This window comes from Roseobacter sp. N2S (genome assembly GCF_031454055.1).
Classification (GTDB): domain Bacteria; phylum Pseudomonadota; class Alphaproteobacteria; order Rhodobacterales; family Rhodobacteraceae; genus Amylibacter.
The window spans coordinates 223983-239804 of record NZ_JAVDQB010000005.1; the positions used below are offsets into that span (position 1 = coordinate 223983).

At 55.6% G+C, this 15822-nt stretch carries 15 protein-coding genes; 5 read left to right on the plus strand and 10 right to left on the minus strand.

Translation table 11 applies throughout. The features are described from left to right. Positions 1-13: 13 nt before the first annotated feature. From GGE09_RS13875 to GGE09_RS13895, 5 genes are read right to left on the minus strand one after another with little or no spacing between them, the layout of a single operon-like run. Positions 14-760 (minus strand): 5'/3'-nucleotidase SurE, encoded by a 747-nt coding sequence (locus GGE09_RS13875; protein ID WP_309746745.1) that lies wholly within the window; start codon positions 758-760, stop codon positions 14-16. Further along, on the minus strand, positions 760-1926 hold the full coding sequence (locus GGE09_RS13880) for an MBL fold metallo-hydrolase (RefSeq protein ID WP_309746746.1): 1167 nt from the start codon (positions 1924-1926) through the stop codon (positions 760-762). Before GGE09_RS13880 ends, GGE09_RS13875 begins: the two co-directional genes overlap by 1 nt. Continuing rightward, positions 1923-3002 (minus strand): ABC transporter ATP-binding protein, encoded by a 1080-nt coding sequence (locus GGE09_RS13885; protein WP_309746747.1) that lies wholly within the window; start codon positions 3000-3002, stop codon positions 1923-1925. The genes GGE09_RS13880 and GGE09_RS13885 overlap by 4 nt, the downstream gene beginning before the upstream one ends. Then, on the minus strand, positions 2990-4693 hold the full coding sequence (locus GGE09_RS13890; protein WP_309746748.1) for an iron ABC transporter permease: 1704 nt from the start codon (positions 4691-4693) through the stop codon (positions 2990-2992). Before GGE09_RS13890 ends, GGE09_RS13885 begins: the two co-directional genes overlap by 13 nt. A gap of 8 nt (positions 4694-4701) precedes the next feature. Then, on the minus strand, positions 4702-5682 hold the full coding sequence (locus tag GGE09_RS13895; RefSeq protein WP_309746749.1) for an ABC transporter substrate-binding protein: 981 nt from the start codon (positions 5680-5682) through the stop codon (positions 4702-4704). Positions 5683-6017: 335 nt separating this feature from the next. Here GGE09_RS13895 and GGE09_RS13900 point away from each other — a divergent pair, with 335 nt between their 5' ends. The 4 genes from GGE09_RS13900 (at position 6018) to GGE09_RS13915 (ending at position 10888) form a co-directional block, all read left to right on the plus strand. Continuing rightward, complete coding sequence (locus GGE09_RS13900) at positions 6018-7643, plus strand: Na/Pi cotransporter family protein (RefSeq protein WP_309746750.1); 1626 nt, start codon at positions 6018-6020, stop codon at positions 7641-7643. A 172-nt stretch (positions 7644-7815) separates the two neighbouring features. Then, complete coding sequence (locus GGE09_RS13905; RefSeq protein WP_309746751.1) at positions 7816-8241, plus strand: MarR family transcriptional regulator; 426 nt, start codon at positions 7816-7818, stop codon at positions 8239-8241. Then, entirely contained in the window at positions 8238-9377 is a 1140-nt protein-coding gene (locus tag GGE09_RS13910) for an HlyD family secretion protein (protein WP_309746752.1), read from the plus strand. Before GGE09_RS13905 ends, GGE09_RS13910 begins: the two co-directional genes overlap by 4 nt. Next, positions 9374-10888: a DHA2 family efflux MFS transporter permease subunit gene (locus tag GGE09_RS13915; protein ID WP_309746753.1), complete on the plus strand. Its 1515-nt coding sequence runs from the start codon at positions 9374-9376 to the stop codon at positions 10886-10888. The genes GGE09_RS13910 and GGE09_RS13915 overlap by 4 nt, the downstream gene beginning before the upstream one ends. Positions 10889-10968: 80 nt before the next feature. On the opposite strand, the gene GGE09_RS13920 is transcribed toward GGE09_RS13915, so the two are convergent. Genes GGE09_RS13920 through pobA form a run of 5 tightly spaced genes read right to left on the minus strand, consistent with a single transcriptional unit; the run spans position 10969 to position 14724 of the window. Further along, the gene (locus tag GGE09_RS13920; protein ID WP_309746754.1) at positions 10969-11796 is read right to left on the minus strand and encodes a 3-keto-5-aminohexanoate cleavage protein; all 828 of its coding nucleotides are present in this window, start codon (positions 11794-11796) and stop codon (positions 10969-10971) included. 7 nt (positions 11797-11803) lie between these two features. After that, positions 11804-12418, minus strand: coding sequence for a protocatechuate 3,4-dioxygenase subunit alpha (gene pcaG, locus GGE09_RS13925; RefSeq protein ID WP_309746755.1), 615 nt, complete (start codon positions 12416-12418; stop codon positions 11804-11806). 2 nt (positions 12419-12420) lie between these two features. Next, on the minus strand, positions 12421-13167 hold the full coding sequence (gene pcaH / locus GGE09_RS13930; protein ID WP_309746756.1) for a protocatechuate 3,4-dioxygenase subunit beta: 747 nt from the start codon (positions 13165-13167) through the stop codon (positions 12421-12423). Next, the gene (pcaC, locus tag GGE09_RS13935) at positions 13164-13544 is read right to left on the minus strand and encodes a 4-carboxymuconolactone decarboxylase (RefSeq protein ID WP_309746757.1); all 381 of its coding nucleotides are present in this window, start codon (positions 13542-13544) and stop codon (positions 13164-13166) included. Before pcaC ends, pcaH begins: the two co-directional genes overlap by 4 nt. Positions 13545-13554: 10 nt before the next feature. Beyond that, entirely contained in the window at positions 13555-14724 is a 1170-nt protein-coding gene (pobA, locus tag GGE09_RS13940; protein WP_309746758.1) for a 4-hydroxybenzoate 3-monooxygenase, read from the minus strand. Positions 14725-14829: 105 nt separating this feature from the next. Here pobA and pcaQ point away from each other — a divergent pair, with 105 nt between their 5' ends. Further along, positions 14830-15741: a pca operon transcription factor PcaQ gene (gene pcaQ, locus GGE09_RS13945; RefSeq protein WP_309746759.1), complete on the plus strand. Its 912-nt coding sequence runs from the start codon at positions 14830-14832 to the stop codon at positions 15739-15741. The last annotated feature ends 81 nt before the right edge of the window (positions 15742-15822 follow it).

Consider the following 15822-nt stretch of genomic DNA (forward strand, 5'->3'; position numbering starts at 1 on the left):
CGCCCTGTCAGTTTCAACTGTCAGGCAGTTTTTCCATTACTGCCTGCGTCACATCCGTATGGCCCAACCAAGACAGGCGCGTCAGCGTTGCAAAGCCCTGGCTCATCAAGTGGTTTTCATCCCCGGGGCTACCAGCCCCCGCCCGTCCACGGGGCACCATAAGTTCTGTTCGCGCTCCATCTGTGGTAATAACGTCACTACGAGATGCAATTTTATCGCGGCCAATTTTAGCCTGACGGATTTGCGCGGGCAGGGTGGCGGGCAGGTTGATTGACATCCAATGCCCGTCCAGAACCCAGTCTTGCCGCTGCTCCCATAATTGCTCGATCAAGCGGGCAAGATAGGCTGCATCCCCTTCCGCACGGTTCGGGTTCTTAACCCGTGACATGCCGATCGCAGGAAGGTTCCAAAATGTTGCTTCGCGCGCGATGCCAAGCGTGCCGGAATAGGCGATGTCCTCGGCCACGTTCGGGCCGTCATTCACGCCAGACAAAACCAGATCGGGCTGCTTTTCGTCCTTGAACAGCCATGTCATCGCCATAACCACGCAATCCGCAGGGGTGCCAGAACAACTGTAACGCTGATGCCCTGTCTTAGTCATGGTTAATGGACGGCCCAAAGTCAGTGAAGAGCCTGCGGCGGTTCGTTTTTCTTCGGGGGCCACAACCCAAACGTCATCGCTTAATTTACGGGCTGCTTGTTCGGCCAGTGCAATGCCGGGGGCGTCGATACCGTCGTCATTGGCGATCAAAATACGCATTATTTGAGGGTTCCTTCTACGGTATGGGTCTGGCCCGTGCGGACCGTTGTGTTCAGATTTGTAATATGCGTGCCAAGATCAACCATGTCGCCAGCACTGCAAGAATGTCCGAACACACGCGGTGCGGCGCAGTCGGTCCAAAGCCGGATATTCTCATCAAGGGTTGGATGGGTTGGCAAGCGAATCCAGTCGGCTTTAGCGTGCTCATAGGCTATGGCGGCGGGTGAACCGTCGGGCAAATGCCCTGTAAACAGCATGGGTGTTTCTGTTTCCAGTGCCTGTGGAATGGCCGTTACCGCAGGGCCTGCAGAGCCCATTCCGTCATGAACCAGTAGGGGCATGGTTGGGAAGCTGGTGCCCTCGCGCCACAGGTGAGCGGCGCGTACACGATCTGTTAACTGCTGCGCCATAGTTGGATTATAGCCGGAAATCGCATCAATCTGGGCCATCAGGGATTTGGTCATACCCGCGCCAATGGCAAAAGGACCGGGCTGGATCGCGATCAGTTCAAGGGAACGTCCCGACAAAGGTGTCGGCAACAAACAACCATTTGGGCGTGCCGCAATCCAAGCCGCAATTGATGTGGCGCGGGTTTTGGCAGGCACCGCGTCCGCCCCGTAAGAAGCATCTAGCAGCAACAGATCAGAGACAGGCAGCGGCGTCATCGGGAAAACTGCACTGTAAGGCACAACATCGCCGCAATAGACGATACTAGAGGTTTCCGCCGCCACAGAAATCCAGATGCCCCCTGCCACATGGCCGGAATGACCCGTGTTCAGGGTTAAGGGGCCAATGGCAAATGGTGTTGCGATTTCAACCAGTTGGATGTTCATTTTTTCCAACGGAAAGGCCGCCAGATCGTCAGGTCTGGCGTATTGGGCAAGGGTGGTCGGGGTTTCGGACAGGGTTTCGGCGGTCATGTAAATTGGACCAGAAAATCCTTGGCCAGCCAGCCAGCACAATGCGCCCACATGGTCTTCGTGGGCGTGGGTGATCACAAGGGCGTCGATGTCTTTGGCATCAACCGCAAGGCGGGGGTGATAGCTATCATCTGGGGCGCCGACTTTGATCCCTGCGTCCAGCATAACAGTGGTGCCGTCAGCTTGCAGGCAGACACTTGTGCGGCCTTTTTCGCCAAATCCGCCTTGTAAATGAACCTGCATCATTGTTCGTCCTGACGAGGGATCAGCCAGCCGCCTGCAAAGGCCAGTCGTGCAGGTTGGTCGGGTTCCAGTGTGACGGGATCGGGTTGTACAAAGTGTACGGTCAGGTCTGGCGCGGCATCGGGGGCAAATTCGATCCGCGCAAGCCCGCCTTGATAAACCACACGGATGATTTTGCCGTCAAAGCCGGGGTCATTTGGCCCGACAATCCGTACCATTTCAGAACGGCAACAGGCTTGTGCAGCCCCTTTTTGTGCGTCGCTTGGACGGCAGCGTAGGGTGATCGGCTGGCCAAACAGGGTCGCTGTGCAAGTGCCATCGACGCCTGAACCTGAAACCTCAACCGGTAGAACCATCCCTTGTGAAATGAACGAAGCCACCATCGGTGTCGCGGGTTCATGGTAGAGTTTATGGGGGGTGTCCAACTGCACCAAACGGCCTTGGTCCATTACGGCGATCCGGTCTGCTAGGGCCATAGCCTCGGATTGGTCATGGGTGATGTAGACAATTGTTGTGCCTGTACGTTTGTGAAAATCGGCGAATTCGTCCTCCATTGAGGCGCGCAAATGCACGTCCAGATTGGCCAGTGGTTCGTCGAAAAGCACCAGTTCCGGCGTTGCCACCAGACAACGTGCAAGCGCGACCCGTTGGCGCTGACCGCCCGACAGATTGGCAGGCGCGCGGTCTGCGTAGCCTTCCATATCCACCAGTTTCAACGCCTCGGCCACGCGGTTTTCCCGTTCGGCAGCGGGGGTTTTGGCGATTTTCAGGGAGTAGCCGATGTTTTCAGCCACGCTCATATGAGGCCACAGCGCATAGTTTTGAAAGACAATCCCTATGCGGCGGTTTTCGGGTGCCACGTTCAATTTTGGCGAAGATACCACCTTGCCGCCAATGCTGATTTCACCTTCACTGACCTGTTCAAACCCTGCGATGATCCGCAGCATTGTGGTTTTGCCACAGCCGGACGGGCCAAGAACGGCAAGGAATTCGCCCTCGCGCACATCAATTGAAACGTCTTTAAGGGCTTCAAAGGCTTGGAATTTCTTGGTGACATTGTTGATGGTTAGTCCCGCCATGGCAGCACCCCCTTAGGTAATTTATGCGCAAAGAGATTGGCCGCCAGCATCAACATAAAGGTGAAGGCAACTAAAAGGGCCGAAATGGCAGCGGCGTATTTTGTGTCTCCGCCTTGTTCAAAACTAAAGATTACAACCCCGAGCGTTTCCGCGCCGGATGACCACAACAGGGCAGACACAGTAAGTTCGGACAGGGCCGTCATAAAGATCAACAACCCGCCAGCCATGGCAGCAGGGGCGATCATCGGGAAGATGATGGTGCGCATCCGCGTCAACAGCCGTGCGCCACCGATCTGTGCGGCTTCTTCTAAGGCGCGGTCGATTTGCAGATAGCCGTTCACCACGGGGCGGACGCCCAGCACCAAAAACCTAGCCAGATAGGCGAACAGGATAATCCAGACTGTGTTATACAGCTGCACGCCCAGCACGGGGATCGGTTTGAGGAACAGCAGGATTGCTGCAATCGACAGAACTACGCCGGGCAGGGCATAGGGCATTTCCACCACGATGTTCAGGATTTTTGTCCAGCGCCCGCGGTGCCATGCAATGACATAGCCCAGCGGAATTGCTACGAACATGGCGAATACGGCTGCCGCGACAGACAGCATGAAGCTGTTGGCAAAGGCCCGTTGTGCAGCGGCATGTTCCACCATCACAAAACGATAGTTTTCCAGTGTCACGCTGTCAGCGGTGAGGGTCACGCCGTAACCGCGCACCAGTGATGTCAGGATAAGACCGGTCAAAGGCAGTACAAGGATCACGGCCATCAGCAGCCACATCATCGCCTCAACAGGCAGGCGCCAACGGCCCAAAGCATAGGGGGCAAGTGCGGCTGAGGTGCCTGAAATTCGATAATCGCGGCGGGAACTAAAGTAATCTTGCAGGAAAATCCCGATCATCGCGATGATGGCGATCAGAATGGAAAGAACGGCGACCTCGGCCAGCACGTCGGGGCCCCCGCCTGCGAGTCGTTGAAAGATCAGCGTAGGCAGCACCAGATAATTGGCCGGAATCCCAAGGAATGCGGGAATGCCAAAGTTGCCGACGCAGGACACAAAAGTCAGCGCGGCGGCGGCCACAATAGCGGGGGTTGCCAGCGGCAGAATGATCGTGGCGATAATCCGGAACGGACCCGCACCGCCGCTTTGGGCGGCCTCGACCAATTCACGGGGCAATTGGCGCAGACCCGCGCGTACAATCAGAAACACCAGAGGTGAATACTGGATCGCCAGCAGCAGGACGATGCCTTCGGGGGAATACAGCGGGTTCGGCGTGCCAAGCGGTGGCGCCAACCCGACGAAATGCAGGATCGGGCTAGAGGGGCCAAAAACCTGAAGCCACGCCAATGCAGTCACCTGCGGGGCGATCATCAACGGCGTCACAAAACACAAAACCAGCGTCTGGCGCAGTCGCACATCCGTTAGGGTGACGATCAAAGCCACCGCCACACCCAGCACAACGGATGCAACCGTGCCCCCGATGCCCACAACAATTGTATTTCTGGTCGCCCGCCAAACCGTGTCATCCGCCAGACTGTCGCGGATCGCACTCAGGGAAAAATCACCACCTGGAAAGGCGGCCTCTTGCAGCAGGCGCAGCAACGGCAGGAAGGACAGCACGAAGACGATGATGCAGATGAAAGTAATCAGGGCCAAAAACTGGCCCCGATCCTTATTGCCACTTAAACTCATGGCGTTGCTTATCCGCCAAACATATCGGCAAAGCGTTTCTTATTGTCTGCGATTTTCGGAGACACAGTAGACGCGGAGATATCCATCACTTTGACGTTCACACCTTCTGGCAGCCAATCGGGTGTGCCAACAGATGCTTTTGCAGGCAGGTAGCCTTGGCTTAGCGCCAGTTTCTGGCCATCGTCTGACAAGATGAAATCCACGAATTTTTGCGCGTCTTCTACATTGTCGGCTGTGGACATGATCGCAACAGGTTCTGTCACCGCTGGAACGCCTTCTTCGGGGAAGACGAATTCAATCGGGGAGCCGTCTTTCTTTGCGTTCATCGCAAGGAAATCAACCACAACACCGTAAGCGTTTTCGCCAGACGCAACGGATTTCAGAACCGCACCGTTGCCGCGCACAGCCGTCAGACCGTTGGCTTGCATTTTTTCAAAGAAATCCCAGCCCAAGGAAGGGTCTTCGACAAAACCGGACAGTAAGAAGGCAGCGGCACCCGAATACAGCGGGCTTGGCATCACAACCAGATCTTTATAGGCGTCGCCTGTCAGATCAGACCAATGTGCAGGCTTTTCACCAGCAGCGGTGTTGTACATAATGCCTGTGGTGATCAGCTTGCTGCCGAAATAATAACCTTCGGGATCAATGGCATTTGCATCAAACCCTTCGGTGTTGGCACCTTCATATTTCATCAGGCGATCGTCAGCTTTCAGGGTTTCCATGCTGACAGCATCTGCAATCAACAAAACGTCGGGCTGGGGCGCACCTGCTGCAAATTCAGCGGCAAGTTTGCTCATCAAATCACTGGTGCCAGAGCGAAAGATTTGAACCTTAACGCCGGGATTCGCGGCCTCAAACGCTGCGACTGTTTCAGCAGCATCCGCATCTGGTTGCGATGTGTAGAGTGTCAGATCACCCGCAAACGCGGATTGCGCCAGCATTAATGCGGCCACGGTGGTGACTGTTGTCTTGATTGAAGGTATGTTCATGTTTTCCTCTCCCAGGATAGTGACACCTCTAAGCTTTCCAACCTTAGAGGAATGTCCAATTGTTTTTCCAGCTTGGCAGCAAAAGCTATCGCACCGAAGGGTATTTTCTTCTTTGGACTACAATTGTAACACTTATACTACAAATGCACACAATTGATGATTCGCGTCAAACTTTTTTCAAATACCGAGTTTGTATCGCCCGAAACTTCAGGTAGTTTAGCCCGTTCATAAAGGGGATTTCCCATGCCAAACATCTATCCGTCACCCCACCACACCCTGAGCGTGACTCTACAGTGATCATTCTGTCCTTCGTTATACATCTCGCCGGGGCAACCATGTTGCTGCTCTATGCGGTCAGATTGGTGCGGACCGGAATTGAGCGGGCTTACGGAGCGTCTTTCCGCCGCCTGATGACGCGCAATTCCAATGTTGCGGGGGCTTCGGCCACGGGGCTGGTGCTGGCGGTGATCTTGCAAAGTTCGGCAGCTGTTGGGCTGTTGGTTGCAGGGTTTGCAGGCACGGCCGCGCTCGGGTTTGGCGAGGGGCTTGCGATGACTCTTGGGGCGGATCTTGGCTCGGCGCTGCTGATCCAAGTGCTGTCGTTTCCGCTGGACTGGTTGGTGCCTTTGCTATTGGCCACGGGCGGGGCCACGTTTATCCGATCCACAGGGCGCAATGCGAAACAGGCAGGGCGGATCATTCTGGGCATTGCTTTCATCCTGATTTCATTGCGTTTTCTGCGTGAAACTATGGACCCGATCCGCGAAAGCGATTTCTTGCCCGCCTTGGCCAGCTATCTGGCGCAAGACTATATTACCGCCTTTATCGTCGGGGCTGTTCTGGCGCTGGTGATGCATTCCTCGCTGGCGGTGATCCTGATGTGTGTGACGCTTGTCAGCCTGAATGCTGTCCCAGTCGAGGCTGGTGTATCGCTGGTGCTCGGGGCCAATCTGGGGTCATCGCTTATTCCTGTCTGGTTAAGTCGTGGCATGTCACCAGAGTCCCGAAGGGTCCCGCTGGCCAATATGCTGATCCGTGGCAGTTGGGCGATTGTTGCGCTGCTGCTGGTGAACACCCTGCCTATTTTGCCCTACCTTAGCAGCCGCGTGGCAGGGCAGACTTTGGTAAATGTGCATATCGCCTTTAACCTTGCACAGTTGGCTGTTCTGCCGTTTTGCCGCCTGTTAAACGGACCAATGACACAGCTTTTGCCTGATTCCGTTTCGACCGGGCCCAAGACACCGCTGATCCATCGCAGTGTTCTGGACGACGAAGCACTGGTGTCTCCGGCCTTGGCTTTAGCCTCGTTAAAGCGGGAAGCCCTGCGGATGACCCAGATCGTAGAGGGTATGATGTTGCCCGTCATGGAGGTTTATGCCTCGTATGACAGGGGGCAGGTCAAGGCGCTGCTGACCGAGGATCGCGCGCTGAATCACGCACTCGACAGTGTGCGGCGCTATGTGGCGGCGATCCCCCAGGACACCATGCGCAAAAAGGAAAACAAACAGGCCCGCGAATTGACCGAATATGCCATCGCGCTGAAATCGGCCGGGGATATAATCGTCAAAAACCTGCTGCCCCTTGCCGAAGAAAAGAACGAAGGCAGTATCAGTTTTTCGGTGGCAGGGCAGGCCGAACTGGTCTCTATGCACGAACGGATTCTAGCGAATTTGAAACTGGCCTCGAATGTGCTGATTTCCGACGATCTGGCCAGTGCCCGCCTGCTGCTGGAAGAAAAAACCGAAATGACCCAGATGGAACGCACCAGCCGCAAGAAACACCTGCGGCGCCTAAGTGAAGGCACTGCAAAAAGTTTCGAATCCAGCGACATCCATCTGGAAACCACCCGTTCGCTAAAGGAATTCAACAGCCATATTTCTGCAGTGGCCTATCCGATTCTGTATCGGGGGGGACAATTGCTGGAAACGCGGTTGATTGAAACCATGGAACGGGACGACTAGGCCGCAAACCTAAGTTTCCATTCTGAAACCCTGTGCATTTTGGCTTTGGCTCCCCCTGAAAAGGGGCCAAAGCCTGTTGTCGTTTTCGTGAGTTGAACATACTACGGGACAATATTATATGTGTCCGTAGTAAATAAAAACTGGACTCACTATTATGCAAAGTCTTGGGCTAATGCTTCACGATGCAGCGCGTTTGATCAAAAGCGAGTTTGAACGGCGGGCGCGGGGGCATCGGCTGTCCTTGATGCAATGGCGCACTTTAGGGGCGTTGAACCTGACCGATGGCCTGTCCCAAGTGGCCTTGGCCGCAAAGGTCGAAGCCAGCCAGATGACCATGAGCGACATCATTGATCGCCTCGAAAGCGAAGGTCTGGTGCGGCGCGAAAGTGACCCCGCTGACAAACGCGCGAAACTGGTCTGGATCACACAGGCCGCGCGCCCCGTTGTCGAGGAAATGCGCAGCATCGCCACCGAGGTTTATGCTGCCGCATTGGCAGGCATCGCGCCCGAAGATCTGGACGGGTTGACCAATTCTTTGCAGCAGATTGTGACCAATCTTGAAACAGATGATACCGAACAAAAGGAAGACGTGGCATGAATGCCCCTTTAAAACGCGTTGATCCGGACGCTGAACCCACCGCCCCCGTTCTCCCTTCTGAAACAGAAGCAGAGCCAACCGCCACAGAACCGCAAATGACTACAGAGGCAGAGGTTAAACCCAAAGGCCGTCGCCGTCTTTTGATGTTTTCCGTGCCTGTGCTGCTTGCGTTGGCGGGGGGCTATGTCTGGCTGACCGGCGGGCGCTATGTGACCACGGACAACGCCTATGTTCACCAGCCGATGGTCAGTATTTCTCCCGATGTGTCGGGGCGGATTTCCGAAGTGGACGTGATTGAAAACCAACTGGTTCAGGCGGGAATGCCGCTGTTCCGACTGGACCCCGAACCCCTTAGCATTGCCCTTGCCGAAGCTGAGGCCGCCTTAGCCTCGGCGCAGCTTTCCGTTGCGCAACTGCGGGCCGCCTATGATACGGCGCAGGCAAAACTGGCCGCGACATTGCATATCAAAGACGTGCGCGACCGTGAATTTGACCGCCAGAAAGAACTGGCCTCGCGGGGGATTTCGTCATCTGCATCTTTGGACGAGTCCACGATGGCGGTCTACACATCCGAAAATGATGTCAGTCTGGCTCGCGCGGCCGTCGAATCTGCCGCGGCGGCTTTGGGCGGCGATCCGGCGATCAAAACAGATGACTTTCCTGCGGTCCGTACCGCCCTAGCCAAACGCGCAGCGGCCAAACGCAACCTGTCTAAAGCCGAGGTTCTGGCCCCCGTAACAGGGATCATCAGCCAGATCGAAAGTCTGAATGTAGGCCAATATGTGACCCCCGCTGCCACTGTCGCCAGTATCGTTAAAACCGGCGAAACCTGGATTGAGGCGAATTATAAAGAGACCCAGCTTGAAACCCTGAAAATCGGCCAGCCCGTAGAGGTCGACATCGACGCCTACCCCGGTGTGAAACTGGACGGAATTGTCGAAAGCATCAGTTCGGCCACGGGGTCGCAATTTTCCTTGATCCCAGCGCAAAATGCGACGGGGAACTGGGTGAAGGTTGTGCAACGTCTGTCGATCCGTATCGGGGTCACGCCCGACCCTGCGCATCCGTTGCGCGATGGGATGAGCACGAGTGTTTCAATCGACACTGGCCTGTCGCGGCTTGATAAATTGAAATGACCAGCGAACCCATCCTGTCAAAACCCGCGATTGTCGTCGCACATCCGGGTTGGCTGACGGCGACGATTATGCTGGCAACGATCATGCAAGTGCTCGACACCACCATCGCCAATGTGGCGCTGCCCCATATGGCGGCCAGTCTGGGGGCGGCGCAGGATGAAATTACCTGGGTGCTGACCTCGTATATTGTGGCCTCGGCCATTGCCACGCCTGTGACGGGCTGGGCCACGGATCGCTTTGGGCGGCAGATGGTTTTTGCGGTGGCTATTGGCGGGTTCACACTGGCATCCTTGGCCTGCGGTGTGGCGTCGAGCCTTGCGGAAATGGTGGTTTACCGCATCATACAGGGCATCTTTGGTGCGGTGCTGATCCCGCTGGCACAGGCGGTCATCCTTGACATCAATCCGCGTGAACGGATCGGGCAGGCGATGGCGATTTACGGCGCGGGCATTATGGTCGGCCCGATCATCGGGCCAACCCTTGGCGGCTGGCTGACCGAGACATTTAACTGGCGTTTCGTGTTTCTGATCAACCTGCCTATCGGCCTGATTGCACTGGTCGGCATCCTGATGTTCCTGCCAAAAGCAGCGGTGAAACAACGTCGTTTCGACTTTTTCGGCTTTGCCATGCTGGCCATGGGTGTGGGCGCATTACAACTGTTGCTGGATCGTGGGCAGGCCGTGGATTGGTTTCAATCCATTGAAATCTGGATTTATTTCGGCCTGACGATTAGCGGCTTTTGGGTTTTCATCGTCCATTGCTGGACCGCAGAAAACCCGTTCATCGACCTGAAAATATTTGGCGATCGCAACTTTTCCATGGGGTTGATTTTTATCTTTATCATCGGTTTAACCCTGTTTTCCGGTCTGGCGCTATTGCCCCCACTGCTGCAAAACCTGTTGGGCTATCCGGTGATCACAACGGGGCTAGTGATGGCGCCGCGCGGGGTGGGAACCATGCTGTCGATGATCCTTGTAGGGCGTTTGGTTGCCAAATATGACGCAAGGGTGTTGGTGACTTTCGGGTTGGTTCTGACCGCGTGGTCTTTGTGGATGATGTCGCGGTTTGACATTACAATGGGCAGCCAGCCGATCATGATTTCAGGGGTGATCCAAGGCTTTGGTCTGGGGTTTGTCTTTGTGCCGTTGTCCACTTTGACCTTTGCAACTTTGGCAACAAAGTATCGGGGCGATGCGACGTCTTTGTTCAGTCTGGTGCGTAATGTGGGTTCGGGTGTTGGCATATCTATTGTGACCACAGTTCTGGCGCGTATGGCCACTGTGAACCACGAAGAACTAGCCTCTCGTCTGACCGCCGATGCGCCGCAAGTGGCGCGCCAAGTGCCGGGGCTGCTGACAGGGAACCCGACCCTTATGGCGCAGATCAACGGGCTGGTCGGCCAGCAATCGGCAATGATTGCCTATGTGGATAACTTCTTGCTGATGCTGTTCTTTACGCTGGCAGCCTTTCCGATTGTGTTTCTATTGCGGCGGCCTGACACAGGGAAATAGCCTAATAAAAAAGGGGCGGAGGGATCAGCTGATCCATCACCACCCCGATGTTTTTGGGTCTGGTCGCTGTGGGTTAGACCCTATAAGGACAGCCCCAGAATTTCGCGCGCCTGCTGCCATGTTGCAACGGGGCGCTCGTATTTATCACACAAATCAACGGCGCGCTGTACCAGTGCCGCGTTTGATGGGGCAAGGCGTTCACGATCCAGACGGACGTTGTCTTCAAGTCCCGTGCGGGTATGGCCGCCTTTGGAAATCGACCACTCGTTGATGGTCAATTGCGCAGGACCGATACCCGCCGCACACCACTGCGCATCAGGGGCCAGACGTTTGAGCGTTTCGATATAAAAGTCAAAAATCGGCTCGTCTGCTGGCATGGAATTTTTTACCCCCATGACAAATTGCACATAAAGCGGGCCTTTCAGCCGTCCATCTGCGGCCATGCGCGTGGCTTGCACGATATGCCCAAGGTCAAAGGCTTCGATTTCGGGTTTCACATTATGGGTCAGCATTTCAGCGGCCAGCCAATCTACCAGATCGGGGCTGTTTTCATAGACCCGCGTGGGGAAGTTGTTCGAGCCGACCGACAAGGAAGCCATGTCAGGGGACAGGGACAGCATCCCGCCCCGATCCCGCCCCGCACCAGAGCGTCCACCCGTGGACAGTTGCACGATCATGCCGGGACAATGTTTTTCCAGACCCTCTTTCAGCTGCGCAAACCGTTCAGGGTCTGATGTGGGTTTGCCCGCATCATCGCGCACATGGCAATGGGCGATGGATGCGCCAGCCTCGAACGCCTGATGGGTGCTTTCGATTTGTTCGGCAATGGTGATCGGCACCGCCGGATTGTTTTCCTTGGTGGGCAACGATCCGGTGATGGCAACGCAGATAATGCAGGGGTTGGTCATGGTGTCCTCAAATATCGAAAAAGATGGTCTCGTTTGGACCTTGGAGATGGATGTCGAACTGGTACGCACCTTGGTCCGTCTTTTTGGCCAGCAGGGTGGGGATGCGGTTCTGATGTTCAATTCGTGTCAGGATGGGATCGGCGGCATTCGCATCCGGTTCATCATCGAAATAGATGCGCGTGTGCAGGCCAAGGTTGATGCCCCGCGCAACGATCCATGCTGTGATATGGGGCGCTTGTATGCGGCCATCAGGCCACGGCACGCCGCCGGGTTTAACGGTTTCAAAGGTGAATTCACCGGTGTTCATATCTCCGGGTGATCGCCCCCAGCCGGTAAAATTTGGGTCCGCTGTGCCTCGCGTTTCGTTTTCGGACGGGAACAGACCCGCAGCATCAGGCTGCCAGATTTCGATCATCGCATCCTTCAACGGCGTCCCCGTGCCATCAAAAACCGTGCCTTTGATGGTGATTTCCTGACCCTGCACAGGGCCGGTTTTCATCCGCGTGCCCAGATCGCCGCCATAAATATCAATGCCGGTGAAATTCGGCGTGCAGCCGATGTGTACATAGGGGCCAGCGGTCTGGCTTGGACTTTCGCGCAAATAGTCGATTTTCTGAACCATAATTACATCCCCTCTTTGCGGTTTTCGAAATAGGTCTGGCGGCGTCCGCGCAGAACGATATCAAACTTGAAGGCGCGGCTGTCCATCGGGACCGTGCGGTGCATATCCAGCGGGGCAGTCAGGGCGTCTATGGCTTCTTGGGATTTTAACACGCCGACGATGGGGCACAGGCGGATATGGGGATCGCCTTCAAAATACATCTGGGTAATCAGGCGCTGTGCAAAGCCGTGACCAAAAACCGAAAAGTGGATGTGCGCGGGACGCCAGTCGTTCATGCCGTTGGGCCAGGGGTAGGGGCCGGGCTGGATGGTGCGGAATTCATAAGATCCGTCATCACCTGTGATGGTGCGACCACAACCGCCAAAGTTCGGGTCCAGCGGGGCAAGGTAAGATTCCTTTTTATGGCGATAGCGCCCGCCCGCATTGGCCTGCCAGAATTCCAGCAATGCCCCCGGCACCGGACGCCCCATTTCATCAAGCACGCGTCCGTGCACAATAATGCGCGGGCCAATGGCGGATTGCCCATCGGCGGCAAAATTGTGAATCAGATCGTTATCAAGCGCACCCAGCATACTGTGACCGAACACAGGCGAGGTTTCTTCGCTAAGCGTACTTGGAAACGACAAAAGCGCTGCATGGGGGCTGCGTTTGACCGAGGTTTTATACTGCGGCGTCAGCGCATCGGGCTGCCATGCACGATCGCGCGGCACGAACCCCCCGTTGGCAGTTGGTTTGTTCGTCAGGCTCATAGCTCTACCCCCAATTCGGCATAGGTTTGTTTGGCCAGTTTAATGGCGTGATTGGCCGCTGGCACGCCTGCATAAACCGCCACGTGCAAAAACGACTGCAACACATCTTGGGGCGAGGCACCGGTGTTGCGACTGGCGCGAATGTGCATTGGTATTTCTTCGAAATTACCTGTCGCTGCCAGCAAAGCAAGGGTCAGCATCGAGCGTTCCCGATGGGGAATACTGTCATCAGACCATAAAGTCCCCCAAGCACCCTCGGTAATCATGGTCTGGAAGGGTTGATCAAAATCCACCTTTGCGGCTTCTGCGCGGTCCACATGGGCATCGCCCAGAACCTTGCGGCGGGTTTTCATTCCGGTGTCAAATCGCGTGGTCATCAAGGTCTCCTTAATAGGGCAAGCCAACATAGTTTTCGGCCATCGCGGTTTGCGCCGCAGTGTTGGACCGTAAGAATTCAAGTTCCGCAATCTGAATGCGGTGATCAAAAGCCGTCTGGCGGGGATAGCGGTGCAGTAGGGACGAGAACCACCAAGAAAAGCGTTCAGCTTTCCAGACACGGGCCAGGGCCTTGGCCGAGTAGCCATCAATGCCCGCTTCGCTGTCGTTTTCATAATAATCACGCAGGGCATTATACAAGTAATGCACATCAGATGCAGCGGTATTCAGGCCCTTTGCCCCTGTCGGCGGCACAATATGGGCCGCATCGCCGCATAAAAACAACCGCCCCCAGCGCATCGGTTCGGTCACAAAAGAACGCAACGGTGCGATGGACTTTTCGATGGTTGGGCCAGTGATCAGGGTTTCCGCCTGTTCGGGCGGAATGCGGCGTTTCAATTCCTTCCAAAAGGCGGTGTCGGTCCAATCGTTCGGGCTGTCAGACAGGGAACACTGGATGTAATAGCGGCTGAGGTTTTCGTTGCGCATGGAACACAGCGCAAAGCCCCGTTCGGAATTGGTGTAGATCAATTCGTGATTGACGGGCGGGGTTTCAGACAGGATGCCAAGCCATCCAAAAGGATAGACTTTTTCATATTCCCGCCGCACATCACCCGGGATGGTGTTGCGGCTGACGCCGTGGAACCCGTCACATCCTGCAACGAAATCACAGTCAATCCGGCGGGATTTTCCACCCACTTCATAGGTCACATAGGGCGCTTTTGAATCGGCCTCATTGATCACGACGTTTTCTACGTTGAATTCGATTTTTCCGTTGGCGGCTTCCCGGGCGGCATAAAGATCGCGGGTCACTTCGGTCTGGCCGTAGACCATGACGCCGTGGCCCGTAAGTTCTTTGAAATCCATGCGGAACATTTCTTGCCCGTAAGAAATCAGCGTGCCGTCGTGGGAATATCCTTCTTTTTCGACCCGCTCGGCCACACCAGCCTCGCGCATCAGATCCAAAAGACCCCGTTCCAGCACACCTGCACGAATGCGGCCCAACACGTATTCTTTGGTTTTGCGTTCCAGCACCACAGAGTCGATGCCCCGTTTGTGCAGTAACTGCGACAGCAAAAGCCCGGATGGCCCGCCCCCGATGATGGCAACCTGCGTTTTCATGGCATCCTCCCTGATCCGATGCTGCTTTGACCCTTGTATTTCCTGATTGCAAAGCGAAAGTAAATTGATAGTTTTTATATCTTACTTGCCAAATATGGAAAGAAAATGGATCGCAGGATTAAATTTCGACATCTAGAGGCTTTTGTGGCCATAGCCCGCGCCAAACGGCTGAAGCGGGCGGCGGAACAGTTGAACCTGACGCAGCCTGCGATTTCAAAGACCCTCAAAGACCTCGAAGAGATCCTGAACGTCAGCCTGATGACCCGTGATCGGGCAGGGGTGCGGCTGACCCCCGAGGGCAAGGTTTTTCTGCAATATGCCGAACAAAGTACCGCCGCGCTGCGTCAGGGGATTAACAGCATTGCATCGCTGAATGAATCGGGTGGGGCGGTGTTGAAGATCGGCACATTGCCCAGTGTGGCAGCCCATGTGCTGCCCTTGGCCGTCGAACGCTTCCGCGCAAACTCGCCAAAAACCACACTGCATATCGACGAGGGCTCCCACGGGTTTCTGACCGATCGGTTGCGTAGTGGTGATCTTGATCTGGTGGTCGGTCGCTTGGGGGATGCCAAGACGATGACCGGTCTGTCGTTTACGGCGCTGTATTCGGAAAAGGTGGTGGCTGTGGTTGCCCCCAACCATCCAAAAAGCGACGCAACGCGGCTGGACCAGATCGAGCGTGATTTAATCATCTACCCGCCAGACAGCGCAGCCATCCGCCCTTTGATGGCGCGGCTGATGCTGTCACGGGGATTGCCGCTGTTTGAAAACAGGATTGAATGTGTGTCTGGCGCGTTCGGGCGCGCGCTGACTTTGGGGCCATTGCAGCCGATCTGGTTCATTTCCCGAGGCGTGGTGGCAGATGATCTGTCAGCCGGGCGTCTGGTGATGCTTGATATTGATATGGGAATTACGGATGGCGCAGTGGGGCTGATGGCCCCCTCAGAAGACCGCCCAAGCGCCCTTGTCGGCCTGTTCCGCGACGTACTTTTAGACGCAGCGCAAGCGATAGAATGACGGTTGGGTGAATTCGGTTTCTATTTCAATCACCGGTTCCGTTCATCTTTACGGATCGCCCGAATATTCCGTCTTAACCAA

Coding starts and splice junctions, on each gene's coding strand:
- GGE09_RS13910 (WP_309746752.1), top strand. CDS start 8,238: ATGAATGCCCCTTTAAAACGCGTTGATCCGGACGCTGAACCCACCGCC.
- GGE09_RS13895 (WP_309746749.1), bottom strand. CDS start 5,682: ATGAACATACCTTCAATCAAGACAACAGTCACCACCGTGGCCGCATTA.
- GGE09_RS13890 (WP_309746748.1), bottom strand. CDS start 4,693: ATGAGTTTAAGTGGCAATAAGGATCGGGGCCAGTTTTTGGCCCTGATT.
- GGE09_RS13915 (WP_309746753.1), top strand. CDS start 9,374: ATGACCAGCGAACCCATCCTGTCAAAACCCGCGATTGTCGTCGCACAT.
- GGE09_RS13880 (WP_309746746.1), bottom strand. CDS start 1,926: ATGATGCAGGTTCATTTACAAGGCGGATTTGGCGAAAAAGGCCGCACA.
- pcaC (WP_309746757.1), bottom strand. CDS start 13,544: ATGACCACGCGATTTGACACCGGAATGAAAACCCGCCGCAAGGTTCTG.
- GGE09_RS13920 (WP_309746754.1), bottom strand. CDS start 11,796: ATGACCAACCCCTGCATTATCTGCGTTGCCATCACCGGATCGTTGCCC.
- pcaQ (WP_309746759.1), top strand. CDS start 14,830: ATGGATCGCAGGATTAAATTTCGACATCTAGAGGCTTTTGTGGCCATA.
- pobA (WP_309746758.1), bottom strand. CDS start 14,724: ATGAAAACGCAGGTTGCCATCATCGGGGGCGGGCCATCCGGGCTTTTG.
- GGE09_RS13905 (WP_309746751.1), top strand. CDS start 7,816: ATGCTTCACGATGCAGCGCGTTTGATCAAAAGCGAGTTTGAACGGCGG.
- GGE09_RS13875 (WP_309746745.1), bottom strand. CDS start 760: ATGCGTATTTTGATCGCCAATGACGACGGTATCGACGCCCCCGGCATT.
- pcaH (WP_309746756.1), bottom strand. CDS start 13,167: ATGAGCCTGACGAACAAACCAACTGCCAACGGGGGGTTCGTGCCGCGC.
- GGE09_RS13885 (WP_309746747.1), bottom strand. CDS start 3,002: ATGGCGGGACTAACCATCAACAATGTCACCAAGAAATTCCAAGCCTTT.
- pcaG (WP_309746755.1), bottom strand. CDS start 12,418: ATGGTTCAGAAAATCGACTATTTGCGCGAAAGTCCAAGCCAGACCGCT.
- GGE09_RS13900 (WP_309746750.1), top strand. CDS start 6,018: ATGTTGCTGCTCTATGCGGTCAGATTGGTGCGGACCGGAATTGAGCGG.